The following is a 24,823-nucleotide window of genomic DNA, read 5'->3' as shown; positions in this document are numbered from 1 at the left end:
CCGACGGGCCCTTGAGGCCACTTGGGCGCCGCCGCCCGGCTACGGTGCACCCCGCACACGTACGATCCTGGGAAGGGAATCCCGCGATCCGGCACGACGAGGGCAGGCAGAGGATGAGTACCGGCAACGAGACCGACGAGCGGGATCCCTACGCCCCGCCGCCGGAGGGTACGCCCGATCGCCCGCCGGCCGCCCCGTGGAACGTGCCCGGCAACGGGCGAGGGGACGGCGGCAACGGGGGCGATCGGCACGGTCGCGAGGACCGGCCGCAACGGGCTCCGCGCGAACCGCGCGAGCAGCCCGACCCGAAGGACATCCGGGTCCGCAACGGCCGACTGGCGCTGTGGTCGGGGGTGTGGGCGGTGTTCTTCGCGCTGTTCCTGCCGTCCGACCTGGGTCTGGTGCTCGGCGTGGTGCTGGGCGTGGTCGCGCTGGTGCTCGGCATCCGCACGGTGCGCGGGACGACGCCGGCCACGGCCGGACCGCGAATCGAGGAGGGTCCCGGCGGCACCGCGCGGCATCCGGGGCACGCCCCGGGCGGTCCGGCGCATCGGCCGCGCGTTCGCCGACCGGCGGGCGCCCGTTCCGGCGCCGCGCTCGCGGGTCTGGTCACCGGCGCGATCGCGGTGGTCTACGTGCTGGGCGTGTGGACGTTCGAGGCGGTCAACAAGGACTACTACGACTGCATGGACAGCGCGCTCACCAAGACCGGCGAGCAGCGTTGCCTGGACAAGCTGCCCGAGCGCTACCACTGGGTCGTGGACGGCACGTTCTAGGTATCGCCGGGTGCCGCTGGGTGCCGAGTTCTTCCTGCGTGCCGCGCTCGGCTAGGAAGGGCCGGTGGTTCCGAGGGCCGTCTCCGTCTCGGCGGGGGCGGCCTTCGGGCTTTTTTGGCCGCGCCACCAGGTCGTGGCCAGCGCGGTCGGGGCGGCGATCAGCGCGATCTCGACGGTCAGCGCGGCGGCGGTGCGCCACACGTTCGGGCCCAGGTCGGCGAGGTTGGCCAGGCCGGCGGTGCCGGAGGCGAGCCGGGCCGAGGCGAGGGCGAGCAGGCCGACACCCAGGCCCGCGCCCGCGGCGTGCGAGGTGACCGCGAGCCAGGCCCGGGGCGGCTCGGCGCGGGCCGCGAAGAAGCCCGCCGCGACGCCCGCGAGCACCGGGAGCACCGCGGGCGCCCACGCGGTGGAGGGCACCGTGGCCGGGCCGGGCAGCGCGGCGAGCAGCGGCAGGGTGGGCAGCGTGCCCAGGGTGCCGCCGGTGGGCGCGATGGTGGTGGCCGCGCCGAGCGCGAACCCGGTGCCGGCGGCGTAGGACACCGCCCACACGATCGCGTTGGGCACCAGCGCGGCGCACAGTACGGCCAGCGCCGCGAAGCCGACCGGGTCGTGGGTGGTCAGCGCCAGCGCGACCCGAACCTGGCCCGCGTGCGCGAACAGGCACGCGAGCACCAGGAGCGCCCCGCCCGCCGCGAGCACCGCGGCCGAGGCCAGGGCGGCCCGGACGGCGGGCACCCGGACCAGCGCGGGCCCGAACGCGCCGAGCACCCCGGCCGCCAGGACCCCGAGCGCGGCCGGCACGACCGTGTCGAACACGGGCCGCACGCTCGCCGTACCGACGCCGAGGGCGACCGCGTACAGCAGGCCGGTGTACACCAGCACCTGGGACGCGAGCACGATCGCGGTCCCGGCCAGACCGTCCGCGAGCCGCCGGCCGATCCGGCACAACACCCAGATCAGCGGCACGGTCAGGCCGAGCGGGGCGAGCCGCAGCGGTACCACGGTCACGATCGGTTCGACCGATCCGGTCGCCCGATGGCTGATCTCGACGAACTCGAAGCCCACGTGGTGCGCGGCGAGCCAAATGCCGCCGATCACCCGCAGCAGCGCCTGCGGGTGATCGAAGCCGCCCGAGGTGGCGCCGCACGTGGCCACGATCAGTACGAGCACCGCCACGCCGCCGAGCCCGGCCCCGACCGCGAGCAGCGCCGACACCACGCCTCGGGCCAGCGCCTGCGCGATCCGGGCGGTGTCGGGGCGGCGGTCGGCGAGGGCGACCAGGGCAGGCAGGCCCGGCAGGGCGGCCAGGACCGCGGCCGGCGAGCGGCCGGGCTCCGGTGGGCCCCACGGGCGATCGGCGGGCGACTCGGGCCCACCGGGGGTCTCGACGGGGCTCAGCACCGGGAGCGCGGCGGGCGGACGGTCCGGCTTGGACGGGACGACGATCGGCGGAGTCTCGGGGCGGGGCGGGGCGAGGAGGACCTCGGCGGGCTTGGTGGCCTCGGTGGACCCCGAGTACTCGGCGGCGCACTCCCCGGGTTCGGAGGGGTCCACCGAGTCCTCCCGGTCTCCCGGGTCTCCCGGGTCTCCCGGAGCCACCGGGTCCACCCGGTCCACCGGGTCCGGCGGCCCGGACGGTCCCGGCGTCTCGGCGGTTTCGGGGGGATCGACGACCGACCCGGGTTCCGCCTCCGGCAGCGACCCGGGCGACTCCCCCAGAGCTTGGGGCGGGGACATCCCGGGGGTGGCCGGAAGGCGCTCGACGCCGGCCCACGGGGTGGATCGGGCCACCGTCCAGGGCGCCGACGGGCCGCGTTCGTTTTCCGGCATTTCGGTCACGGCCCCATGCTGCCAACGCGGATCCGATCCGGGCCGCATATGGCCGCCGAGCGCGGCAAGACACCCCATTTGCTCGATTGGGGTCATTTAATATGCATTATCAATCGCCCCTCGGGTACCTCAGGCCCCTATGGGCATCGACAACGAGCGGAACACCTCCCGCGAGCGTGCCCCGGGCTTCGAGGCCCTGCACGCGGCGATCGCATCCGACATCGCGCGCTACGCGTACCTGTTGACCGCGAGCCCCACCCGGGCCGCACACGTGACCCGGCGCGCCTTCGCGCTGGTCTGGCGCGACCTGCCGGACGTCGCGAACACTCCGGCCGACGCCGGCCACGTACGCACCCTCGCCGGCGACCTCGCGCTCGGCCACCGGTTCCTGCTGCGGCGCGCGATGTGGCGCCTGGTGCCGCATCCGGACCACACCGACCGGGTCGTCCCGCACACGGACGACGACGCGCGTCGCGAGCAGGACATCGCGCTCCTGCGCGCGCTCCAACGGGTGCCCGGGCACCGTCGGCGGGTGTTCGTGCTGCGTCACCTGTTCGGGATGTCGCCGGAGCAGGTCGCGGTCGAGACCGAGGCGACCACCGAGGCGACCCTGATGCGGCTCGTGCACGCGCACGAGGACCTGGCCGAGCTGGTCCCGGCGCTGACCGGGCCGTCACCGAACTGCCAGGAGGCGCACGACTTCCTGAGCACGATCACGTGCGATCTCGCGGCACGGTACGAACCGCGTGTGCCCGGGCCGCACGCGGCCAGGCTGGGCAGCAGGACGCGGACCTCGGTGCTGGTCGCGATGGTCGCGGCGGCGGTCCTCGCCCTCGTGATCACGTCGCTGCCCCGGCTGCTCGACCCGGCCACCTCGCGGGACTCGCGAGGCGGCTACCGGGTCCGCCCGATCACCGGTCCCGAGGTGGCCCGACGCCTGCCACCGGTACCCGGCGACGTGGAGACCCCACCGGCGCCGGCCGCCGCACCGCCCGCACCGGCCGCCGCACCGCCGGCGCCGGAGGCACCCACTCCGCCGGCCGCGCCGGCGCCCGCGGAACCGGAGCCGGCACCCGCGGCGGAACCGGCGGCGCAGCCCGTCGGCCCGGAGCCGGCCGCCGCGCCGACACAGCCGATCAAGCCGCTGGTCCGGCCGGTGGCGCCCACCGTGCAACGCACGTTCGGGCCGACCCCGACCGGGATGTTCACCCTCGCGTCGGCGGCCCCGAGCGGGCCGGACACGATGCCCGCCCCGAAGAGCGCGTTCGTGCTCGACACGAGCTGCCTGGACAACGGTCTCCGGCGCACGCCGCCGCTCTGACCGGGTCCCGTGCGGGCTGGAGGAAACCACGACGCCCCGCGAACCGCCTGGAAAGCGGTTCGCGGGGCGTCGTCGGCTACGGGCGACCGGTGGGTCAGCCCGCCATGATCTCGCGCATCAGGCGCGCCGTCTCGGACGGCGTCTTGCCGACCTTGACGCCGACGGCCTCGAGCGCGTCCTGCTTGGCCTGTGCGGTGCCCGAGGAGCCCGAGACGATGGCGCCGGCGTGGCCCATGGTCTTGCCCTCGGGGGCGGTGAAGCCCGCGACGTAGCCGACGACCGGCTTGGTGATGTGCTCGGCGATGTAGGCCGCGGCACGCTCCTCGGCGTCGCCGCCGATCTCGCCGATCATCACGATCGCGTCGGTGTCCGGGTCGTCCTGGAACGCCTGGAGGCAGTCGATGTGCGTGGTGCCGATGATCGGGTCGCCGCCGATGCCGACGGCGGTCGAGAAGCCGATGTCGGCCAGCTCGTACATCATCTGGTAGGTCAGGGTGCCCGACTTGGACACCAGACCGATCCGGCCCGGCTTGGTGATGGCGGCCGGGATGATGCCCGCGTTGGACTGACCCGGGGTGATCAGGCCGGGACAGTTCGGGCCGATGATCCGGGTCTTGTTGCCCTTGGCGCCGGCGAGCGCCCAGAACTGCGCGGTGTCGTGCACCGGCACGCCCTCGGTGATCACCACCGCGAGGCCGATCCCGGCCTCGATGGCCTCGACCACGGCGTCCTTGGTGAACTTCGGCGGCACGAAGACCACCGTGACGTCCGCGCCGGTGGCCTCCATGGCCTCGGCCACGGTGCCGAATACCGGTACCTCGGTGCCGTCCACGTCGACCGTGGTGCCGGCCTTGCGCGGGTTCACGCCACCGACGATGTTCGTCCCGGAGGCGAGCATCCGGTGGGTGTGCTTCATCCCCTCGGAGCCGGTCATGCCCTGGACGATGACCTTGCTGTCCTTGGTCAGGAAGATAGCCATGCTGGGTCGGTCTCCCTTACTTCGCGGCAGCGAGCTCGGCGGCCCGCTCGGCCGCGCCATCCATGGTGTCCACCTGCTGGACCAGCGGGTGGTTCGCGTCGGTCAGGATCTGCCGACCCAGCTCCGCGTTGTTCCCGTCCAGACGCACGACGAGCGGCTTGGTGACCGCCTCGCCCTTCTGCTCGAGCAGTTCGAGCGCCTGCACGATGCCGTTCGCGACCGCGTCGCACGCGGTGATGCCGCCGAAGACGTTGACGAACACCGACTTGACGTCGGCGTCGCCCAGGATGATCTCCAGGCCGTTCGCCATCACCTCGGCGGACGCGCCGCCGCCGATGTCGAGGAAGTTGGCCGGCTTCACGCCGCCGTGGTTCTCCCCGGCGTACGCGACCACGTCGAGCGTGGACATGACCAGGCCCGCGCCGTTGCCGATGATGCCGACCGAGCCGTCGAGCTTGACGTAGTTCAGGCCCTTGGCCTTGGCCGCCGCCTCCAGCGGGTCGGCCGCGTCCCTGTCCTCGAGCGCCTCGTGGTCGGGGTGGCGGAAGTCGGCGTTCTCGTCCAGCGAGACCTTGCCGTCCAGCGCGATGATCTTGCCCTCTTCGGACTTGATCAGCGGGTTGACCTCGACGAGCGTGGCGTCCTCTTCGACGAAGACGGTCCACAACGTCTTGAGGGTCGCCACGATCTGGTCGTGCAGCTCGGCCGGGAACTTCGCCGCCTCGACGATCTCGCGGGCCTTGGCCTCGGTCACGCCCTCGATCGCGTCGACCGGGATCTTGGCGAGCGCGTCGGGGTTCTCCTCGGCGACGACCTCGATCTCGACGCCACCCTCGACCGACGCCATCGCCAGGAAGGTGCGGTTGGTACGGTCGAGCAGGAACGAGACGTAGTACTCGTCCACCGGCTTGGCCAGCCCGGCCAGCATGACCTTCTTGACGATGTGGCCCTTGATGTCGAGGCCGAGGATCTGCTCGGTCTTCTCGACGACCTCGTCGGTGCTGAACGCCAGCTTGACGCCACCGGCCTTGCCGCGGCCACCGACCTTCACCTGCGCCTTGACAACGGCCTTGCCGCCCATGCGCTCGGCGGCGGCCCGTGCCTCCTCCGGCGTGAAGACGACTTCACCGGGCAGAACCGGCACACCGTGCTTAGCGAAGAGATCCCTCGCCTGGTACTCGAACAGGTCCACGCGGGTCCGTCCTTGTGATCGCGATCGGATATGCGGAACATGCGCAGCCGCGTCCGTCGTCGCGCAGGGTCCGGCAGGCTCGCCCCCAGACTCTGGTGGACGGCGTCCGCACGCGTAGCTGATCCGCCTGGCAGGTTATCGGGCAAGAGCGCGGGCCCCGAATCAGGGTCTTGATCACACTCCGCGAGCAAAGCTCGAAACCAACCCTGCCGGGTGTCGAGATCCGCCCGTTTAGGCCTGTTCCACCGTGACACAGGGAACACACCGAAACGGACCGTGATCGCGGCAATGTGTCCCATCCCACGCCGAAGCCCTGCGGCCGACAATCACACTTACAGGGAATCCCGACAGACGGACGAACGGAGCGGACAGCATGGACACGCAACCCAGTCCCGAAGAAGGAGTCGAGATGACGGCGCTCGCCCACGAGCCGGGGATCGCCTCGCCGCTCGATGTCTTCACCACGCGGCCCACCGCGTTCATCGCAACGCTGGCGGCCCCGAAGGGCGTGCGCGTGGAGTTCATCGAGGGGAACTATCACATGACACCGCCGGCAAACGACCAGCACAATCGCTGGGCCGTCGAACTGATCGTTCAGTTGCGGATGGCAGGCGTCGACTTGGCTCTGATCGGCAACGGATACTGCTCGGAACCGGCCGGGGAAAGGCACGTAACCGGCGCCTTCATCCCGGATTTCGTGATTCCGTACCGTCTGCCGAACGACTCCGATGAGGCTTACCGCACCAGTCACGACGGCTGGTATCCGGCGAGCATGGTCCACCTCGCCGGTGAGATCACGTCTCCCAGCAACGGGAAGGTGGACCGAGAGGGGAAGTACCGCACGTACGCCCGTGCCGGTATCCCCATCTACGTCCTCATCGACCGACAGAAGAGGTTGGCCGTCTGCCACTCGGACCCGGTGGATCGGGGCGAGGAATCCTACTATCGATCCGCCGACCCGGTGGCGCTCGGCGAAAAGCTGCGACTCCCCGACGACCTCCCCGCCCTGGACACCGCTGCCTTGACCTGACGTTCCAGGGCTCTGGATGGTCCTGCCCCCACCCGGGGAACCGGCGTGACACGTCGGCCCGGACGCTACGGCTCCGGGATCGGGAGTGGCAGGCCCTGGATCGCCGCCGCCATCACCTCCGGGAACAGGTCGGGAGTGCACGCGAAGGCGGGGCTGCCGAGAGCGGCCAGGGCTGCCGCGTTGGTGTGGTCGTAGGCCGGGGCGCCCTCGTCGGAGAGGGCGAGCAGGGTGACGAACGAGGTGCCGGCCGCCTGCATGGCCGCCGCGCGACGCAACATCCCGTCGCGGACACCACCCTCGTACAGGTCGCTGATCAGCACGACGACCGTCTCCGCGGGTCGGGTGATCAGGGACTGGCAGTAGGCCAGCGCGCGGTTGATGTCGGTGCCGCCGCCGAGTTGGGTGCCGAACAGCACGTCCACCGGGTCGTCCAGTTGCCCGGTGAGGTCGACCACGTTCGTGTCGAAGACGACCAGCGAGGTCCGGAGCGAGCGCATCGAGCCCAGCACCGCGCCGAACACCGACGCGTAGACCACCGAGGCCGCCATCGAGCCGGACTGGTCGACGCACAGGATCACGTCCTTGCGCACGCCGTGCCGCTGCCGGCCGTAGCCGACCAGGCGCTCCGGCACGATCGTGCGGTGTTCGGCCTGGTAGTGCTTGAGGTTGGCCTTGATCGTGGCGTTCCAGTCGATGTCGTGGTGCCGCGGCCTGTTGATCCGGGTCGCCCGGTCCAGCGCGCCCTGGACCAGGCTCGTGGTGCGCTGCGCGACCCGGCGCTCCAGGTCGTCGACGACGGTGCGGACCACCGCGCGGGCGGCCTCCTTGGTGGCCTCGGGCATCAGCTTGTTGAGCGCGAGCAGCGTGCCGACCAGGTGCACGTCCGGTTCGACGGCGGCCAGCATCTCCGGTTCCAGAAGCAGCCGGGTCAGGTCGAGCCGCTCGATCGCGTCCCGCTGCAGGATCTGTACGACGCCCGCCGGGAAGTGTTCGCGGATGTCGCCGAGCCAGCGGGCCACCGACGGGGCGGAGGCGCCCAGGCCGGCGGCGCGTGGGCCGGTGCCGCGCCTGCTGCCGCGCGGGGCCGGGTTTCCCGGGCGGTAGAGCGCGGCCAGGGCCCGGTCGATCCGGGTGTCCTCGCCGGTCAGGCCGTAGCCGGTGCCGTCCGCGTCGCCGCCCAGCACCAGGCGCCAGCGGCGCAGTCGCTCGTCGCTCGTGCTCTCGCTCATCGGGTGGCCGCCTCTCGGCGTTCGAGGCCGAGGATCCCGGCCAGCAACGGCAGTACGGCGTCGGCGCGCGCGGTGTCGAACAGGTCGGCGGTCGCGGCCTGTACGGCGGCGTGCGCCGGGGTGCGGACCCGCTCGCCCAGCATTCGGCGCTCGGCCGCGGCGAAGGTGGTGAAGGTGCGTCGAAGCAGCGGCAGGATCTCGGTGAACAGGTCGTCGGGGGTGCCGGTGATCCACTCGTCGACCAGCGCGAGCAGGCGTTCGTCGTGCACGAGCAGCATGCCGCCGCCGGCCAGGAAGCCCTCGATCCAGGCGGCCGATTCGCGATGCGGGACGCCTCGGGTCAGCGCCCGGGCCAGGCGCGGGGCGGCCGCCTCCGGGTCGAGCCGGCCCAGGTCCAGGAGCAGCCGGGTGGCTCGGCCGGTGAGCAGGCCGGGCAGGTTCTCCCGGTCGGCGAGCCGGTCCAGGGTCGCGTGCCACTCGAACTGTTGCTCGTCGGGCAGCAGTTGCACGGCGGCGTGCACGTCGTCCAGGCGTCGGCGCATCGCCTTGGCGCCGTCCTCGTCCAGGCCCGCGCAGGCGGGCGGCAACCCGACGCAGATCCGGACCACCAGACCGGCCACCACGGTGCCCAGCGCGGAGGTGTCGGTGCCGCGTACGTCGCCGTAGCGCAGCGCGCGCACCAGGCCCGGCAGTGCCTCGGCGAGTCGGCTCACGTCGGTGTCCAACGCGGCGCGTTGCTCCAGCACGCGCATGATCAGCGGCAGCGCGCCGGGCAGGTCGGCTCGCAGGCAGCGCTCGGCGACGTCGGTCACGTCGGCCAGCGATTCGGCCCGGATCGCCAGGTCGGCCGTGCGGGCCGCGGCGGCGGCGACCACGGTGGTTCCCCACACGCCCGCCTCGGCGACCCGGATCGCCAACTCCGGTTGCCAGTCCAGGCGCCAGGTCTCGCGAAAGGTGCCCTTGCCCTCCCGGGCCCGAGCCGGCACGCCCCACGGCACGTCCAGCAGCGCGAGTCGGTTGAGCAGTCGGCTGCGGTCGGCGTGCGAGGGTTTGCGCAGGTCGAGTTCGAGTTCGCGGGCCGAGGGCTCGGGCCGCAGCCGCAGACGGCGCTGTTCGCGGGACAGGTCGCGCTGGAGCGGTACGGCGGGCACCGCGTCGGGCACCTCGCCGATCACGTCGCCCACCACGAGCGCGTCGTGGACCAGCGCGAGCGGCCCGGTGACGCCGTCGCACATCACCGCGCGGACCGCCTCGATCGTCTCGTCCAGGCCGGCCAACGGCCGATCGCGCAGCGCGGCCAGCGCGCTCGCGTGCCGGGTGGCCTCGATCACGTGCGCCGAGGACACCGGGTGGCCGGCGTCGCGCAGCAGCGACGCGATCCGCACGAACCAGCGTGGCAGCAGCTCGCGTTCGTCGGTGCTCGCGTACAGGTGTCGGTACCACCCGGGCGAGGCGACGCCCGCTCCGTAGCCGGAGCTGTGCGCGAGTCGGCGGTGCGTCCACGGCACCCATGTGCTCTCCACCTTGACCTTGGCCCGGTGCGGCGCGAGCAGCGCGCGGTCGGCGGCGGCCGAGACGGGCGCGGCGAGCGCGGGCAGGTGCCACGCGCCGCACACCACGGCGATCCGGCGATGTCCGGCACGGCGCGCGGACCGCACGCACTGGCGCATGTACGCCTCGCGCAGCCGCTCGACGTCGGGCTCGGCCCCGGAGACGGGGGCGGGTTCGTCCTCGCGCAGGGCGGACATCGCGTCGGCGAGTGCCGCGAACGGGGTCAGCGCGTCCCCGCCGGTGGGCAGCCGGTGCTCGATCACGTCCTCCCACCAGCGCTCCGGGTCGTCCTGGCCGGCCAGTCGGGCCAGCTCCGCGATCGGGTCGAGGCGCGGCGGCGCGGGCGCGGCCTCGGTGTCCCGGGGCGGGTCGTCGGCCGCGCGTTCGCGGCGGGCCCGGTCGAGCGTGAAGGAGACCGCGACCGGCAGGTCGATGAACCGGATGGGTACGCCGTGTGCGCCGGCGTACCGGATGGCCACCCACTCGGGGCTGAAGTCGGCGTACGGCCAGAATCCGGCCTGCGCCGGATCGTCGACGGCGTGCGCGAGCAGGGCGACCGGCGGTCGCATGTCGGGGTCTGCGGCGAAGGAGAGCAGGACGTCCGCCTCGGGCGGGCCCTCGATCAGCACGATGTCCGGCTCGACCTGCGCGAGCGCGGCGGCGACGGCCCGGGCCGACCCGGGGCCGTGGTGCCGGACGCCGAGCAGGATCGGCGGTTCGGGCGCGGGGGTGGGCATCAGGCACGGTCCGCGTCGCGGCAGGCCCGGTAGAAGTCCTGCCAGTCGGCCCGCGGCCGCACCGCCGTCTCCAGGTACTCGCGCCAGACCAGGGTGTCCGCGGCCGGGTCCTTGACCACCGCGCCCACGATGCCCGCGGCCACGTCCGCCGAGCGCAGTACGCCGTCGCCGAAGTGCGCGGCCAGTGCGAGGCCGCCGGTCACCACCGAGATCGCCTCGGCGGTGGACAGCGTCCCGGACGGGGTCTTCAGCTTGGTCCGGCCGTCCTCGGTCAGACCGCCGCGCAGTTCGCGGAACACCGTGACCACGCGCCGCAGTTCGGCCTCGGCGGCGGCCACCGGCGGCAGATCGAGCGAGGAGCCGAGCTGGGCCACCCGGCGGCTGACGATGTCCACCTCGGCGTCCGCGGTCGCGGGCAACGGGAGGACCACGGTGTTGAACCGGCGGCGCAGCGCGGACGACAGCTCGTTGACGCCCCGGTCGCGGTCGTTGGCGGTGGCGATCAGGTTGAACCCGCGCACGGCCTGGACCTCGTCGTTCAACTCCGGTACCGGCAGGGTCTTCTCGGACAGGATGGTGATCAGCGAGTCCTGTACGTCCGCCGGTATGCGGGTCAGTTCCTCGACCCGGGCGACCAGCCCGCGGCTCATCGCGCGCATCACCGGGCCGGCCACCATCGCCTCGCGGCTGGGCCCGTGCGCGAGCAGTTGTGCGTAGTTCCAGCCGTAGCGAATGGCCTCCTCGGGCGTGCCCGCGGTGCCCTGGACCAGCAGCGTGGAGTCGCCGCACACGGCGGCGGCAAGGTGTTCGGACACCCACGTCTTGGCCGTGCCCGGCACGCCGAGCAGCAGCAGCGCGCGGTCGGTGGCCAGCGTGGTGACGGCGACCTCGACGATCCGCCGGGGGCCGATGTACTTGGGCGAGATCACCGTGCCGTCCGGGAGTGTGCCGCCCAGCAGGTAGGTGGCCACCGCCCACGGCGAAAGCTTCCAGCGCGGCGGCCGGGGCCGCTCGTCGGCGGCGGCGAGCGCGGCCAGTTCGGCGGCGAACGCGTCCTCGGCGTGCGCCCGCAGGACACTCTGCTCAACCGGTTCGGCGGACATGGTCACAGCGCTCCCCCAGGGCTCGAACTAACCCGAACAGACCCCATCCTGCCGCCCGGGTCCGACACGTTCGGGGCCGCCGATCTCACAGGTGTTCGAGCAGGAACCCGGTCTCGACGGTCGCGTCGAACGGCTCGGGCAGGCGCACCGCGGCGCCCGCCCGCACTCGCTCGGTGAACGTGTAGCGCCCGTCGACCGGCTCGAAGTGCACGATCACCTCGTGCTTGTGCCGATCCACGATCAGCATCACCGGCACCTCGGCTCGTGCGTACTCGCCGGGCTTCTCCCGCACGTCGACGCGGCGCGTGCTGTCCGAGGTCACCTCGACGAACATCCAGACCCCGGACGCGGACAACGCGTGGCCGTCCCGGAACTCGGCCTTCTTTCGGGGATCGAGGACGACGAGGTCGGGTGTGCGCTCGGTGCCGACGCCCACCACGAAGGCAACACCCTCCAGCACCAGGATCTCGGCCGGAAGCGAGGGTTCGAGCAGATGGCGCAGGCCCGTGAGGATCCGGGCATGCTCCCAGTCCGGCGACGCCTGCATGACCAGGCCGGCCGGAGACGCCTCCCACCGCACGCTCTCGGGAAACTCGCCGGAGTCGCGCAGCATCCGCAGGGCGGTGAGGCGCAGGTTCGCCAGTGGGTCGATCTGATCCGCGTCGTCGGTCACCCGCCCATCCTCTCGCGGCGAGGTCCGCCGAGGAGGGGACGACGGGCGGTCCAGCCGGACGAATGATTCGGCCGCCCGGTCGACCACCGGGCGTCCGGGCCGAGGGCGCCCGAGGTTCAGCCGCCCAGGAGTTCCGCGCGCATCGTGGCCCGGTAGCGCAGGGTGTCGGCCAGGGCGCGGAAGGCCTTGGGCCATTCGCCCCCTCCCTCGGCCAGGTGCTCCACCCGGTCGATCGTGCTCGGGTCCAGGCCGCGGCCGGCCACGTCGCGGGCACCGCTGAAGCTCCAGGGGTAGCCGCCGCCCTCGGCCGCGCTCGCGAGCGCGTCCAGGACCGCGTCGCCCAGCGTGTCCGGCCATGGCGCCGGGCAGTTGGTCAGCAGTTGCAGGGCCTCGGAAAGCCCGTGCGCGGCGATGTGCCGGGCCACGTGTTCGGCGCACTCGGCCGCCGGCAGCACGGTCAGCAGCCGGGTGGGCGCGCCGCGCCCGGCCAGCGCCCGGGCCCAGGCGACGTCCCGCTGGAGCACGGCCGCGCGGGCCCAGCCCTCCCGGACGTCCTCCACGAAACGGCGCGGCAGCGGGCGGGCCACGATCTCCTCGGGGCTCGCCCCGAACACCTCCCGCCACACCCCGAGCGGCGTGGCCGCGACGATCTCGCCCAGCCACCACGAGTGGTCCTCGCGCCCGGTCGGCGAGGTCTCCGCGATGCCGTCCCGCAGCATCGCCTCGTCGCACTCGCTCGGCGGCACCACCAGCACCCGACCCGCGCCGCCGGGCCGCAGACAGGCCAGCGCCCGCTCACGCATCCGGGCCACGAAGGCCGAACCGGGCAACTCGGTGAGCAACCGCGCGGCGGCCACCCGCACCACCTTGGCCCGATCGTCCAGGGCCTGCTCCAGGAACGCCTCGTCGCCGCCCGACAACCCGGTGCGCAGCGCCGCCACCAGCACCGAGCGGTCCTCGGCCGGCTCGGCGTGCCACGCCTGGGCCAACAGCCCCCGGGCCGCGTCCGGATCGTCGCCGCGCAGCACCTCGAACGCCGCGAGCCGCTCACCGAACCGTCCGTGTCGCCACTGCTCGACCGGATCGTCGATGGCACCGGCCGCGATCCGGGTCAGCCACACCCACTCCGGATTGAGCCCGGCCAGCCAGCGTCCCCGCGGTCCGGCCAGGTCGGCCACGGTCTCGCGCAGGTCGGTCCGCGAGCGGGCGGCGGTCAACAACGCCGGCAGTTCGGATTCCGGCGCGCGCAGTCCGGCCGCGCGGGCCAGCGCGAGCCACTCGGGCAGGAAGTCCATCCCGTCGCCCTCGAGCAGGATCCGCAGCCGCGCCCGGGCCGGCTCCGGCACGGCCGGCCGGGGGTCCACCTCGGTGCACGGCGCCGGCGGCGCACCCGCGGGGGCTCGCCGGCCCGCGCGCCGATGCACCATCACGATCGCGGCCAGGTCGAGCAGCCGCACCGCCTCGTCCGCCCGGTCCACCCGCGCGGCCAGCGTGCCCAGCGCGTCCCGCGCGGGTAGTTCCGCGGCCGGTCGCCGTCCGGTGCCCACCAACGCCGCCGACACCAGGTCGTCCCACACCGGATCCGCCACCCGCATCCGAACTCCCCTTCCGCACAGGCCGATCGGCAACGCCGACCGACACACCGCCGATGGTCTCCGGGCCCTTCCGGACCGATCCCGCGCACCGCGCGCGGAGGCGCCGCCGGCCGCCGAGGCGCCGTCCCGCACCCGGGCCGAGCCGCGCGACCGGCTACAACTGCACGGCCTGGCCCTCGTGCCACGCGGTCACCGGGACGAACCCGCGCGCGCCGTACTCGCCGAACACGGTCAGCCCGGCGCCGCCCGACATCGCGGACAGCCGCCACAGCGCCTGTTCGCCGGTCCGCGCGCGGTCCACCGGCAGCCAGAAGCCGTCCGCTCCCGCGATCCGCCAGCCCATCGGCTCCGGCACCGCGACCACGTCGGCCAACACCACCGGCCAGGCCTCCAGCCACGGTTCGCTGCGCAACGCCTCGGCGTAGCCCACGGTGGCCTCCTCCGGCCCGACCCCCGCCGGCTCCGTGCCCTCCAACGACGCGCCGCTCCGCTCGCCCAACGCCGCCCGCAGCGGCACCGCGTCGTCGTGGAAGGCGGCGTCGGCCTCGATCGATCGGCCCACCGGCAGGGCCAGTTGCGGCGCGCGGCCCTGCGGCCCGAAGGCCAGCACCAGCGCCGGCCGACCGGATTCCGTGCCGCGCAACCAGATCCGACGCTCCGTCAGATTGCCGTCCACACTGTCCCGGCTGCCCAGCACCAGCCAGCGATCCCGCACCACCGTGCCCGCCTCCCGGGCCTTGCGCAGCACGTCCTCCGCGTCCACGGTCCAGCCGATCCGCGCCCGCAGCCCGGCCGCCAGGGACGGGTCCAGGTCGTCGGCGTGTTCGTGGGCGCGCAGCAGCAGCCACAACTCGGCGTAGTCCTCGAGCAGTCGGCCCGGCCAGCCCTCCGCCCCGGATGCCGGTATCGCGCCGGCCGCGCGCAACCGGGCCGCCAACCCCGGTGCCTTGGCGTCGACCATGCGCTCGGCGATGCCGTCCCACATGGCGTACCCCTCGCGCTCGGTGCCCGCCAGGCCCTGATGGACCCGGTCGGCCAGCCAGCGGCGCAACCGCTCGGCGCCCTCGGCCACCTGCGCCGCGCGCTGTTCGGCCCGCCGTCGGGCCGCGACGGGGTCGGCCGGCGCGGATCCGGCCGACGCGGCCTTCCCGGCCCGCTCCCGCCGCCCGGTCAACCACACGTCCGCCCAGTCCGGGGCTCCCGCGTCGGCGGGCACGGCCGTCGGGTCGGCCGCCCACAGGAGCAGCAGCCCGAGCACGTGCTTGCACGGGAATTTGCGGCTGGGACACGAGCATTGCGACGCGGGTCCGCTCAAGTCGACCACCGTGCGGTAGGGCGTCGACCCGCTTCCCGCGCACACGCCCCACACCGCACCGCCCCCGCCGGCGAAGGTCGTGGCACCTGCGGCCGACCATGGGTGTGCTGTCGCCAGCTTGCTCCCGGCCTTGCGTGACGCCGCGTCGGGAGCGAGAGCCAGCACCTGTTCCGCGGTCCACCGTTCCAGCATGACGGTCACGGTACGGGCCCGCACCGACACGTGTGTACGTGCCGGCCGAACCCGACCGCCGGTTGTCCTGATCCGGGCGAAGTGCCCGGTCAGGCGGGCGTGGTCGCCACGTGCGCGCGCACCCAGTCGACGATGTCGGTGGTCGGCGCGCCCGGCGTGAAGACCGCCGCGACGCCGATCCGCTCGAGCTCCGGGACGTCCTCCTCCGGGATGATCCCGCCGCCGAAGACCAGGATGTCCTCCGCCTCGCGCTCCTTGAGCAACTCGATGACCTTGGCGAACAGCGTCATGTGCGCTCCGGAGAGCACGGAGAGGCCGATCGCGTCGGCGTCCTCCTGGATGGCCGTCTCCACGATCTGGACCGGGGTCTGGTGCAATCCGGTGTAGACCACCTCGAAGCCCGCGTCGCGCAGCGCTCGGGCGACCACCTTGACGCCGCGATCGTGCCCGTCGAGACCGGGCTTGGCCACCACGATCCTGATCGGTCCGGGAACACCCATCACTGCCTCCATGTACATCGCGAAGCCCTCGCCCGGAGCGTAACCCCCGACCGGGGCGGGCCGCCCGGGGTGGTCCCCGGGACGAGCACCCGCCGGGCGAAGTCCCTTTGGCAACAGAGACCCTGAATGACCGTCATGTCGATGAACCCACCGCTTCGTCCGCGTGTCGTCGGGGATACCCACCAGTAGGCGGTTCGCGACCGTCGGTAGGCGCCTCGCGCGCCACAGCCGCCGGGCCCGTCCCGCGTCGCCACCCGGAGGCCCGCATGGCGCTCGCGTCCCCCGCTCCCGACCGCCCCGCCCCCGTACTGCCGCCCGCCGCGATCCTGCGTGGCGCGGCGCGCGAGGTCGTGCTGATCGCCGGACACCTCGCCCGCCACCCCGGCGGCCTGCTGCCGACGCGCCCGACCGCCCGTCGCGGGACCGGCGGGCGGGCCGACCCGGCGCCGATCGAGGCCGGCGAGCGGCTCCCGGTGGTGCTCGTGCACGGGCCGGCCGACAACCGTTCGATCTTCGGCCCGCTGCGCCGGTCGCTGCTGCGCGCGGGTGCGGACGTACACGCGGTCAACCACAACCCTGTCGGCGGCGACGTGGCGGGCAAGGCGGCACTGCCGGGCCGGTACATCGAGCAGGTGTGCGCACGTGACGGCGCGACCGGTGTGCATGTGATCGGCCACAGCCTCGGCGGCCTGATCGCCCGCTACCACGCCCAGTTGCTCGGCGGCGACGCGCTGGTACGCACCGTGGTGACCCTGGGCACCCCGCACGGCGGCACCCGCACAGCACGGTTGCTCAGCGCGCACCCGCTGGTCCGGGAACTGCTCCCGGCCGGCGCGCCGATCGCCGCGCCGGCGGGGCCGGCGCCCGGCTGCGCGACGCGTTTCGTGGCCTACCGGGGCGGCCTGGATCCGTTCGTACTGCCGTTGTGGTCGGGCGCGATCGACCACCCGGACCCGGACGCGGTGAACGTCCTGGTTCCCGGTGCCGGGCATGTCACACCGACCGTGCACGCGCCCGTGTCGGCGGAGATCACCCGATTGCTCTGCACCGTGCGCCCGATCGGGCGCGACGCCGCGCCCACGGCCGTGCGACCGGCTTCGACGCCGCCGGACCTCGTCACCCGCTCGGCGGCCTGACCTGCGGTTCTCATCGCGAGGATTGTCCTGCGAACGTCAAGAGCACTACAGTCCGATTCCGACCAGCCCCCGAGACGAAGGCGACGTAGGTGACGGACGTTCGCTATCCGAGCGAGGATCAGCAGGGTCGCTACGTTCCGGACGCCGAGGGTGCGTACTCCCCCTACGGCCCGTCCGGCTCGTTCCAGGGCGGCTACGACCAGGGATACGGCCAGACCTCCGGGTACGACGCGAACGTGTACCCGGCCGGTACGAACGGCGGTTACCCGGCGGTCGATTCCTCGGGCGGTTGGAGCGCGCAGGCTCCGTCGTACGACGGTTACGACGCGACGGCGACGTACGCCGGTACGAACCACGATCCCGCGGGCTACGCCACGCCCGGCCACGACACCTCGGCCTACGGCTCCTCGGGCTACGACGCGTCCGGGTACCAACCCGCCTACGACGCCTCGGGATACGCCTCGGTGTCGGGCTACGACGCGTACGGCCGGGCGATCCCGGGCGGGTCGTCGGACGGGTACGACAGCGGCGCGCACGCCGCCGTCTCGGGCGGCTACGACGCCGTGACCGGCTACGACGGCTCCGGCACGTACGGCTACGCGGCGGTCCCGGACAGCGGCGGGTACGCCGCCTACGACGCGCAGACGCAGACCCGGGCCTGGGCGGTGACCGACACCGCGGTCCAGGACGCGCCGGCCGCGCCGTACGTCGACCCGTCCTGGGACAACGGCTCGAACACCGGTATGTGGTACGCCGCTTCGGACACCGCCGCGTGGGAGTCCGACACCTGGTTCTCCCCCGTCCCGGTGCGCGACGACGCCGACATGTGGTCCGGTGGCAACCGCTCGACGACGGACCTGTTCGACGACGGCACGACGCCCGCGCCGATCGAGCCCGCCTTCGATCTCGGTGACCACGGCGACAGCGTGCCGGCCCGCACCGACAACGAGGTCGAGCCGGACGACGACGCGGCCGACGAGCCGGACGAGCGGAGTCGGCGACAGGACCGGCCGGCCGCGGACACGCGACCGAAGGAGAGCCCGGCCAAGGCCAAGGTCAAGCGCAAACGCGCGCTCCCGCTCACCGCCGGCGCGCCGCTCGCGGTGATGGGCGCGGCGGCGATGGCCGTCGCCGCGATCGGCGGCCTGCACACCGCGGGTGCCGAGACCAAGGACGCGGACCCGGTGGCGGGCGGCGAGGACCTGCCGTTGATGTCGCCGATGGACAAGCAGTTGGTGGATCTCCAGGTCGGCGCAGAGGACTTCGCCGAGCGTGCCAGCCGCGCGCAGACCCGGATCTCCCTCCAGGAGCGTCAGGACGAGACCCGGCGGGCCCAGGAAGAGGCTCAGCGGGCCCAGGAAGCCGAGCGCCAGCGCAAGGAGTCCCTCAGGCCCAAGTACTTCCTCCCGGTCACTCAGCGCGGCCTCAGCGCCTATTTCGGCTCCTCCGGCTCGCGCTGGGCGCACACCCACACCGGCATCGACTTCCCGGTGGACCTGGGCACCTCGGTGTTCGCGGTGATGGACGGCGTGGTGCGCACCGAGGTGAACTCGGCCTACGGCAACATGGTGATCCTGACCGCCAAGGACGGCACCGAGTTCTGGTACTGCCACCTGACCCGGGCCAAGATCCGCTCCGGCCCGGTCAAGGCGGGTGACGTGATCGCCTACAGCGGCGACACCGGCAACAGCACCGGTCCGCACCTGCACTTCGAGGTGCGCCCGGGCGGCGGCGCCCCGATCAACCCGCTCCCCTGGCTCCGCGCGAACGGCCTCGACCCGACCTGACGGCGGGCCCGTCGGGCCGGCGTCGGCTCGCCGCCCGCCGGTCCGGGCCCCGGCGATCTACCGTGGACGCATGACCACTTCCGAGCCGCAGTTCGCGGCCGAGACGGGAAAGCGCGGGGAGTTCGTCCGGCAGGCCAATCGGTTCACCGGACGTCCCGACCCGGAGGCCGGCCGATACCAGCTGGTCGTGTCGTTGGCGTGTCCCTGGGCGCACCGGGCAGTGATCGTGCGGCGCCTGCTCGGGCTGGAGGACGCGCTCGGGCTGTCCGTCGTGGACCCGATCCGGGACGAGACCGGCTGGCGGTTCACCAATCACCCCGACGGGCGCGATCCGGCCACCGGACTGGCCTTCCTCGCCGACGCCTACCGGGCCAGTGACCCGACCTACGCCGGCCGGGTGACCGTGCCCGCGATCATCGACCTGCGGGCCGGGCACGTGGTCACCAACGACTATCCGCAGATCACCCTGGACCTCGCCACCCGCTGGACCGCGCTGCACCGCGCCGGCGCGCCGGACCTGTACCCGCGGCCGCTGCGCGCCGAGATCGACGCGATCAACGCGGACGTCTTCCGGGACGTCAACAACGGCGTGTACCGCTGCGGGTTCGCGACCACGCAGGAGGCCTACGAGGCCGCGTTCGACGCGCTGTTCGCCCGCCTGGACGCGCTGGAGGAGCGGCTGGCCGGGCGGCGCTACCTGGTCGGCGACACGATCACCGAGGCGGACATCCGGCTGTTCACCACGCTGGTCCGCTTCGACGCGGTCTACCACGGCCACTTCAAGACCAACCTGCGCAAGCTGACCGAGTATCCGGTCCTGTGGGCCTACGCCCGCGACCTGTTCCAGACCGAAGGCTTCGGCGACACGGTCGACTTCGACCACATCAAGCGGCACTACTACGTCACCCACGACATGATCAACCCGACCGGCGTCGTACCCAAGGGGCCGGACGCGGCGCTGTGGCTCACGCCGCACGGACGCGGCTGAACGCGGACACGACGAGCGCGCGGGGGGCCGTCGGCCCCCCGCGCGCTCGTACCCGCCGGCGCCTACTTGCCCAGGTCCACCGTCGGCGGCTCCGGGTCGGGGCGGTCGTCCCCGGTGTCGGCCTCGCCCGGCGCGTCCCCCGCCGCCTCGGCCCCGGGTGCGTTCTCGGCCGTGTCGTCGGCGTGCGGCTCGGCGAGGTCCTCGCTCACATCGTGGACCGCGAGCGAAGCGGTCGACCCGAGCGAAACCGGCGGCTCGAGCGACGCGCTCGATGCGAACGACGCGGTCGGCTCCGACGAGGCTCCCGGCTCGAACGACGCGACCGACTCCGGCGAAGTCGTCGTGGGAGCCATCGGCGGCATCGACGCCGCCACCGGCTCCGGCCCGCCCTTGGGCAGCAGCGCCCACAGCGCCCCCGCCAGCCCGGCCAGCCCCACCCCGATCGCCGCGGTGGCCAGGACCCACTGCGCGCTCACCGACACGGCACCGGTCGCCCGCAGCAGGTAGGCGACCGCGATGCCGGTGAAGACCGCGCCCGCGATCAGGGCCATGGGGTCGAAGCGGTACCTGTTCAGCCTCATCGGAAATCGCCCTCCATCCGGGTCGCGGTGCACTGTCGGGTTCTGCGGATGCCGATCGGGTCGGCCGTCGGCGCGCTCATCGGGGCTCCCGGCCGTCGTCGCCGTTCAACAGTTCGACCTCGCCCGCGCCGACCTTCAGGTCGAGCGTGATCGTCCCGCGCCCCGGCCCCGCCTCCGGAGCCGTGGTCTCCACGCGCCGCGGTCGGTAGCCGTCGTCCCGGCCCGCCGGAGTGCGCACCTGGCCGACGTCGGCGCCGCCCCGGAAGACCACCGTGACGTCCTTGGGCACCCAGACCTGGATCCGCCCCGCGCCGATCCGGGCCTTGACCGTCGCGCTGCCGCCGGCCCCGAGGTCGAGCCGACGCAGGTCGATGTCCATCGTGCCCACGCCCAGCTCGTACGAGGTCGGCAGCGCCGAGACCGAGGTGGGCGTATAGGTGCGCTCACCCGACGGGCCGGTCAGCGGCACGGTGATCGCGGTGACCGCGGCAAGCAGCGCGGTGAGCACGACGGCGGGCACGATCAGCAGCCGGGCCCGGCCGAACCAGGAGCCCGCGAGCAGCCCCAGGCCGACGATGCCGAGCAGGATCGCGAGCGCGACGGTGAGCGTCACGTCCGCGGCCCCCGTGTGGTCCAGGATCCACAGCAGACCGCCGGCGGCGGTGGCCGCGGACAGCGTGGCCAACCGCAGCCACGAGCGCGGGCGCTTGGGCCGCACCGGCTCCGGCGCCGAGGCGGGCCGGTTCTCCTCCGCGGACCCCGAGCCCGGCACCTGCCACCACATCGGCGGCCCGGGCACCGTCGCGCCCTCCGGCCGGGCGTCCACCTGGGTGGGAGCCGGCGTCATCGCCACGACCCCGGCCGTGCGGACCGCGGCCTCGTGCTTCTTCTTCGTGTCGGACCACACCATGAACAACACCACGGCGGTGATCATCAGCAGCGGGATGGACGGACCGAAGCCCGAGTCCAGGTAGGTGAAGAACAAGGCGACCCCCATGACGGCGACCGCGGCGGCGGCCAATGCCCCGTGGTCGAACTTCCTGGAGAGGATCCGCCGCAGCAGCGGCTGTTCCTCGCCCCGGGCCGGGATGAACAGCCAGCCCAGGCTGTACACCAGTACGCCCACCCCGCCGAAGAGCGACAGCACCGCGAACACGATGCGGAAGATCACGGGGTCGAGGCCGAAGTGCTCGCCGAGGCCGCCGCACACACCCGAGACCATCCGGTCCTCGGTGCTGCGCAGGAGCTGCGGGCGAAGCGTCGTCGTGGGCGCCGCGGACGACCCCGGAGGGCCGCCCGGGACGTCGCCGGCCCGGTCGCCGGCCGAGATACCGGGTTTCATGTCGTCGTTCATGGGTCCATCGTGGCGCTCCCGCCGCCCCGTTCCCATCGGGCTCCGCCCTGGCCCGCCCCTGGTTCGACCCTGAGGGCGAATCAGGGTCGAGCCCTGATGCGTCGGGGCTTGCCGGCGTGTGACGATCGGTCGTGTGACCGCCGTCCACCCCCCGCCCGCCGCGCCCGTCCGGCCCGTGCCGCCGACCCCGCGGCTCCGGCGCGCCGCCTCCCACCGGTTCGCCGGCGGCGTCGCGCGTGGTCTGTCCGAGCACCTCGGTGTCGAGGTGCTGCTGCTGCGGGTCGCCTTCGTCGCGCTCGCGTTCTTCGCGGGTCTGGGGATCGCGCTCTACGCGGCCTTTTGGATCTTCGTACCGCAGGGCGCGGGGGCCACGACCCCGCCACCGCGCGAACGTGGTCGGGAGCGGCATCAGGCACTCGCCCTGATCATCGTGCTGATCGCCGCGACCATGCTCACCGGCGTGGGCGCGACCACGAGCGGAAGCAAGGTCGGGGACTGGATCTGGCCGCTGCTGGTGGCCGGCCCCGGGGTGATCCTGCTGTGGCGCCAGGCGGACGAGTCGCAGCGCAACCGGTGGTTCTCGCTGGACGGGCGCAGCCGGGTGGCCGGCGCGCTGCGCACCTTCGTCGGCGCCACGCTGGTGCTGGCCGGTCTGGTGTTCTTCTCGTTCGGCCGGGGCGGCCTCGGCGACGCGCTGGCCGCGATGCGCGGGGCCGGGCTGCTCCTGGTCGGGCTGCTGGTCATCTTCGGCCCGTATCTGCTGCGACAGACGCGCGAGCTGGGCGCCGAGCGTCGGGCCCGGATCCGGGCCCAGGAGCGGGCCGAGGTGGCCGCGCACGTGCACGACTCGGTGCTGCACACGCTGACGCTGATCCAGCGTCAGGTCGACGACCCGCGCGAGGTGGCCCGGCTGGCCCGCGCGCAGGAGCGCGAGCTGCGCGCGTGGTTGTACCGCCCCGACGGCGAGGAACCGGATCGCACCTTCGCCGCCGCGCTGCGCTCGACCGCCGCCGAGGTCGAGGACGCGCACGGCGTGTCGATCGAGGTGGTGTCCGTGGGCGACTGCCCGGTGGACGACAAGCTGGCCGCTCTGCTGGCCGCCGCGCGCGAGGCGATGGTCAACGCGGCGAAGTACGCGGGCGGCGCGGCGATCTCGGTGTTCGGCGAGGCCGACGAGGACACGGTCACCGTCTTCGTGCGGGACCGCGGACCCGGCTTCGACCCGGACGCGGTGCCCGCCGACCGACTCGGTGTGCGAGAGTCCGTGCTGGGGCGCATGCGCCGCAACGGGGGCGCCGCGAACATCCGCAGCGAACCCGGCGAGGGCACCGAGGTCGAGCTGGAGATGCGCCGAGCCGAGGCCGGCCGGGCCGCTGTGGGAAGGACGAACACGTGAACGCCACCGAGACGAGCACCGAGCACCCCGAGGACGCGCCGCGTACCCGGGTGGTCCTGGTCGACGACCACCGGATGTTCCGGACCGGCGTGCGCGCCGAGATCGGTGAGGCGGTCGAGGTGGTCGGCGAGGCCGACGACGTCGCGAGCGCGGTGGCCGTGGTCACCGAGACCCGTCCCGAGGTGGTCCTGCTCGATGTGCACCTGCCCGGCGGCGGCGGGGTCGAGGTGCTGCGCCAGTGCGCGTCGTTGATCCCGGCCGTGCGCTTTTTGGCGCTGTCCGTCTCGGACGCGGCCGAGGACGTGATCGGGGTGATCCGCGGCGGCGCCCGGGGCTATGTGACCAAGTCGATCACCGGCGACGAGCTGATCCGCGCGATCGGCCGGGTCGGCGAGGGCGACGCGGTGTTCTCGCCGCGTCTGGCGGGCTTCGTGCTGGACGCGTTCGCGGCCACCGACGTGCCGCCGATCGACGAGGACCTGGACCGACTCACCCAGCGCGAGCGCGAGGTGCTGCGGCTGATCGCGCGCGGCTACGCGTACAAGGAGATCGCCCGGCGGCTGGTCATCTCGGTCAAGACGGTGGAGACCCATGTGTCCGCCGTACTGCGCAAGTTGCAGCTCTCCAACCGGCACGAGCTGACCCGCTGGGCGACCGACCGCCGGCTGGTCTGACCGGACCGGCGGTATACCCCGGCACACACGACGGCGCCCGTCCTCGGAACGAATCCGAGGACGGGCGCCGTCGACGTGTCGCCGGTGTCCCCGTGGGCCTAGCCGGGTCGAATGGCCGCGAGGAACGGCATCGAGTCCAGCGGCGCCTTGGTCACGGTCTTGCCCGGACGCGGGGCGTGCACGATCTGGCCGTTGCCGATGTACATGCCCACGTGCCGGTTGTCCGAGTAGTAGAACACCAGGTCGCCCGGCTGGAGGGCGCTCTTGGCGATCTTGGGACCGTCGTTGATCTGGGTCCAGGTGGTGCGGCTGAGCGAGACGTTCGCCGCCTTCCAGGACGCCTGGGTCAGGCCGGAGCAGTCGAACGAGCCGGGGCCCTCGGCGCCGGAGACGTACGGCTTGCCGATCTGCGCCAACGCGTAGCTGATCGCGGCCTGGGCCCGGCCGGAGGCCGGGATGTTGGTCGCCGGCGCGGTGTCCTTCTCCTTGTCCCGCGAGCTGCGGTCGGGCGTACGCGAGGTGTCGCCCGCGTGCTCGTCCGAGTCGAGGACTTCCTTCTTCTGCTGCTCGGTGAGCGTGTTCAGCAGCCGCTGGGCCTCGGAGAGCTTGGCCTGGATGTCGGCCTTGTTCTTGTTCAGCTCGGTCCGCAGCTTCTCCAGTTCCGCGAGCTGCGAGGAGGCCTCGGTGCGGTCCTGCTGGAGAACTCGGGCCTGCGCCGCGATCTGCTTCAGCTTGGCGGCCTGCTGGCCGTCGAGCTGGGACATCATCTGCGACTTCTGCAGGTAACCCTCGGGGTCGCCGCTGAGCGCGAGCGAGAGCGACGGCGGCAGGCCGCCGCTGCGGTACTGGTTGGCCGCCAGGACACCGATCTGGTCGCGCAGGGC

The 24,823-nt window shown here is 73.3% G+C and carries 21 protein-coding genes; 8 read left to right on the top strand and 13 right to left on the bottom strand.

What is annotated here, in order from left to right:
• Nucleotides 1–113 precede the first annotated feature (113 nt).
• Nucleotides 114–776, top strand: coding sequence for a hypothetical protein (locus ACZ4FV_RS20940; protein WP_402230324.1), 663 nt, complete (start codon nt 114–116; stop codon nt 774–776).
• A gap of 51 nt (nt 777–827) precedes the next feature.
• On the opposite strand, the gene ACZ4FV_RS20935 is transcribed toward ACZ4FV_RS20940, so the two are convergent.
• Entirely contained in the window at nt 828–2,606 is a 1,779-nt protein-coding gene (locus ACZ4FV_RS20935) for a cell division protein PerM (protein WP_465323070.1), read from the bottom strand.
• A 139-nt stretch (nt 2,607–2,745) separates the two neighbouring features.
• Between ACZ4FV_RS20935 and ACZ4FV_RS20930 the strand changes: the two genes are divergently transcribed.
• On the top strand, nt 2,746–3,927 hold the full coding sequence (locus ACZ4FV_RS20930) for an RNA polymerase sigma factor (protein WP_465323054.1): 1,182 nt from the start codon (nt 2,746–2,748) through the stop codon (nt 3,925–3,927).
• A gap of 94 nt (nt 3,928–4,021) precedes the next feature.
• Here ACZ4FV_RS20930 and sucD read toward each other — a convergent pair whose 3' ends face one another.
• The gene (gene sucD, locus ACZ4FV_RS20925) at nt 4,022–4,906 is read right to left on the bottom strand and encodes a succinate--CoA ligase subunit alpha (RefSeq protein WP_395869958.1); all 885 of its coding nucleotides are present in this window, start codon (nt 4,904–4,906) and stop codon (nt 4,022–4,024) included.
• A gap of 16 nt (nt 4,907–4,922) precedes the next feature.
• Complete coding sequence (gene sucC / locus ACZ4FV_RS20920) at nt 4,923–6,098, bottom strand: ADP-forming succinate--CoA ligase subunit beta (protein WP_395869960.1); 1,176 nt, start codon at nt 6,096–6,098, stop codon at nt 4,923–4,925.
• A gap of 409 nt (nt 6,099–6,507) precedes the next feature.
• On the opposite strand from sucC, the gene ACZ4FV_RS20915 reads away from it, so the two are divergent.
• Nucleotides 6,508–7,128: a Uma2 family endonuclease gene (locus ACZ4FV_RS20915; protein WP_402230317.1), complete on the top strand. Its 621-nt coding sequence runs from the start codon at nt 6,508–6,510 to the stop codon at nt 7,126–7,128.
• 65 nt (nt 7,129–7,193) lie between these two features.
• On the opposite strand, the gene ACZ4FV_RS20910 is transcribed toward ACZ4FV_RS20915, so the two are convergent.
• The 7 genes from ACZ4FV_RS20910 to ACZ4FV_RS20880 form a co-directional block, all read right to left on the bottom strand.
• A complete protein-coding gene (locus ACZ4FV_RS20910) occupies nt 7,194–8,357 on the bottom strand; it encodes a VWA domain-containing protein (RefSeq protein WP_395869964.1) in 1,164 nt (387 codons plus the stop codon).
• Complete coding sequence (locus ACZ4FV_RS20905; protein WP_395869966.1) at nt 8,354–10,645, bottom strand: DUF5682 family protein; 2,292 nt, start codon at nt 10,643–10,645, stop codon at nt 8,354–8,356. Before ACZ4FV_RS20905 ends, ACZ4FV_RS20910 begins: the two co-directional genes overlap by 4 nt.
• The gene (locus ACZ4FV_RS20900; protein WP_465323053.1) at nt 10,645–11,748 is read right to left on the bottom strand and encodes an ATP-binding protein; all 1,104 of its coding nucleotides are present in this window, start codon (nt 11,746–11,748) and stop codon (nt 10,645–10,647) included. Before ACZ4FV_RS20900 ends, ACZ4FV_RS20905 begins: the two co-directional genes overlap by 1 nt.
• An 85-nt stretch (nt 11,749–11,833) precedes the next feature.
• Nucleotides 11,834–12,421 (bottom strand): Uma2 family endonuclease, encoded by a 588-nt coding sequence (locus ACZ4FV_RS20895; protein WP_395869970.1) that lies wholly within the window; start codon nt 12,419–12,421, stop codon nt 11,834–11,836.
• 116 nt (nt 12,422–12,537) lie between these two features.
• Nucleotides 12,538–14,016, bottom strand: a complete 1,479-nt coding sequence (locus ACZ4FV_RS20890) for a DUF5691 domain-containing protein (RefSeq protein WP_465323052.1) — start codon at nt 14,014–14,016, stop codon at nt 12,538–12,540.
• A gap of 154 nt (nt 14,017–14,170) precedes the next feature.
• Nucleotides 14,171–15,523 carry an SWIM zinc finger family protein gene (locus ACZ4FV_RS20885; RefSeq protein WP_395869974.1) on the bottom strand — a complete coding sequence of 451 codons (1,353 nt, stop codon included), beginning with the start codon at nt 15,521–15,523 and terminating at the stop codon, nt 14,171–14,173.
• Nucleotides 15,524–15,612: 89 nt separating this feature from the next.
• Nucleotides 15,613–16,023 (bottom strand): cobalamin B12-binding domain-containing protein, encoded by a 411-nt coding sequence (locus tag ACZ4FV_RS20880; protein WP_395869976.1) that lies wholly within the window; start codon nt 16,021–16,023, stop codon nt 15,613–15,615.
• Between the two features lie 266 nt (nt 16,024–16,289).
• Between ACZ4FV_RS20880 and ACZ4FV_RS20875 the strand changes: the two genes are divergently transcribed.
• The 3 genes from ACZ4FV_RS20875 to ACZ4FV_RS20865 all read left to right on the top strand — a co-directional run bounded on the left by ACZ4FV_RS20875 (nt 16,290) and on the right by ACZ4FV_RS20865 (nt 19,934).
• Nucleotides 16,290–17,159, top strand: coding sequence for an esterase/lipase family protein (locus ACZ4FV_RS20875; protein WP_395869978.1), 870 nt, complete (start codon nt 16,290–16,292; stop codon nt 17,157–17,159).
• A gap of 89 nt (nt 17,160–17,248) precedes the next feature.
• Complete coding sequence (locus tag ACZ4FV_RS20870) at nt 17,249–18,946, top strand: peptidoglycan DD-metalloendopeptidase family protein (protein WP_402230305.1); 1,698 nt, start codon at nt 17,249–17,251, stop codon at nt 18,944–18,946.
• Between the two features lie 70 nt (nt 18,947–19,016).
• On the top strand, nt 19,017–19,934 hold the full coding sequence (locus tag ACZ4FV_RS20865; protein WP_395869981.1) for a glutathione S-transferase family protein: 918 nt from the start codon (nt 19,017–19,019) through the stop codon (nt 19,932–19,934).
• 62 nt (nt 19,935–19,996) lie between these two features.
• Here ACZ4FV_RS20865 and ACZ4FV_RS20860 read toward each other — a convergent pair whose 3' ends face one another.
• Both ACZ4FV_RS20860 and ACZ4FV_RS20855 read right to left on the bottom strand, forming a co-directional pair.
• Nucleotides 19,997–20,515 (bottom strand): hypothetical protein, encoded by a 519-nt coding sequence (locus ACZ4FV_RS20860; protein ID WP_402230302.1) that lies wholly within the window; start codon nt 20,513–20,515, stop codon nt 19,997–19,999.
• A gap of 76 nt (nt 20,516–20,591) precedes the next feature.
• Nucleotides 20,592–21,869 carry a PspC domain-containing protein gene (locus ACZ4FV_RS20855; RefSeq protein WP_395869985.1) on the bottom strand — a complete coding sequence of 426 codons (1,278 nt, stop codon included), beginning with the start codon at nt 21,867–21,869 and terminating at the stop codon, nt 20,592–20,594.
• Nucleotides 21,870–22,002: 133 nt separating this feature from the next.
• Here ACZ4FV_RS20855 and ACZ4FV_RS20850 point away from each other — a divergent pair, with 133 nt between their 5' ends.
• On the top strand, nt 22,003–23,265 hold the full coding sequence (locus tag ACZ4FV_RS20850) for an ATP-binding protein (RefSeq protein WP_395869987.1): 1,263 nt from the start codon (nt 22,003–22,005) through the stop codon (nt 23,263–23,265).
• Complete coding sequence (locus tag ACZ4FV_RS20845; protein WP_395869989.1) at nt 23,262–23,939, top strand: LuxR C-terminal-related transcriptional regulator; 678 nt, start codon at nt 23,262–23,264, stop codon at nt 23,937–23,939. Before ACZ4FV_RS20850 ends, ACZ4FV_RS20845 begins: the two co-directional genes overlap by 4 nt.
• Before the next feature lie 98 nt (nt 23,940–24,037).
• Here the strand turns inward: ACZ4FV_RS20845 and ACZ4FV_RS20840 are convergent.
• Nucleotides 24,038–24,823, bottom strand: a 786-nt coding sequence (locus tag ACZ4FV_RS20840; RefSeq protein ID WP_465323051.1) for a C40 family peptidase, incomplete at its 5' end; no start/stop codon positions are given.

Source organism: Embleya sp. NPDC025285 (genome assembly GCF_055558835.1).
The sequence above is the reverse complement of the archived record's forward strand: the minus strand, read 5'-3'. Positions and strand labels throughout refer to the sequence as shown.

Bases quoted from the DNA above. Each gene is read 5' to 3' on its own strand.
- ACZ4FV_RS20940 (WP_402230324.1), top strand. From the start codon at position 114: ATGAGTACCGGCAACGAGACCGACGAGCGGGATCCCTACGCCCCGCCG.
- ACZ4FV_RS20935 (WP_465323070.1), bottom strand. From the start codon at position 2,606: ATGCCGGAAAACGAACGCGGCCCGTCGGCGCCCTGGACGGTGGCCCGA.
- ACZ4FV_RS20930 (WP_465323054.1), top strand. From the start codon at position 2,746: ATGGGCATCGACAACGAGCGGAACACCTCCCGCGAGCGTGCCCCGGGC.
- sucD (WP_395869958.1), bottom strand. From the start codon at position 4,906: ATGGCTATCTTCCTGACCAAGGACAGCAAGGTCATCGTCCAGGGCATG.
- ACZ4FV_RS20915 (WP_402230317.1), top strand. From the start codon at position 6,508: ATGACGGCGCTCGCCCACGAGCCGGGGATCGCCTCGCCGCTCGATGTC.
- ACZ4FV_RS20910 (WP_395869964.1), bottom strand. From the start codon at position 8,357: ATGAGCGAGAGCACGAGCGACGAGCGACTGCGCCGCTGGCGCCTGGTG.
- ACZ4FV_RS20905 (WP_395869966.1), bottom strand. From the start codon at position 10,645: ATGCCCACCCCCGCGCCCGAACCGCCGATCCTGCTCGGCGTCCGGCAC.
- ACZ4FV_RS20900 (WP_465323053.1), bottom strand. From the start codon at position 11,748: ATGTCCGCCGAACCGGTTGAGCAGAGTGTCCTGCGGGCGCACGCCGAG.
- ACZ4FV_RS20890 (WP_465323052.1), bottom strand. From the start codon at position 14,016: ATGCGGGTGGCGGATCCGGTGTGGGACGACCTGGTGTCGGCGGCGTTG.
- ACZ4FV_RS20885 (WP_395869974.1), bottom strand. From the start codon at position 15,523: ATGCTGGAACGGTGGACCGCGGAACAGGTGCTGGCTCTCGCTCCCGAC.
- ACZ4FV_RS20880 (WP_395869976.1), bottom strand. From the start codon at position 16,023: ATGGGTGTTCCCGGACCGATCAGGATCGTGGTGGCCAAGCCCGGTCTC.
- ACZ4FV_RS20875 (WP_395869978.1), top strand. From the start codon at position 16,290: ATGGCGCTCGCGTCCCCCGCTCCCGACCGCCCCGCCCCCGTACTGCCG.
- ACZ4FV_RS20865 (WP_395869981.1), top strand. From the start codon at position 19,017: ATGACCACTTCCGAGCCGCAGTTCGCGGCCGAGACGGGAAAGCGCGGG.
- ACZ4FV_RS20860 (WP_402230302.1), bottom strand. From the start codon at position 20,515: ATGAGGCTGAACAGGTACCGCTTCGACCCCATGGCCCTGATCGCGGGC.
- ACZ4FV_RS20855 (WP_395869985.1), bottom strand. From the start codon at position 21,869: ATGAACGACGACATGAAACCCGGTATCTCGGCCGGCGACCGGGCCGGC.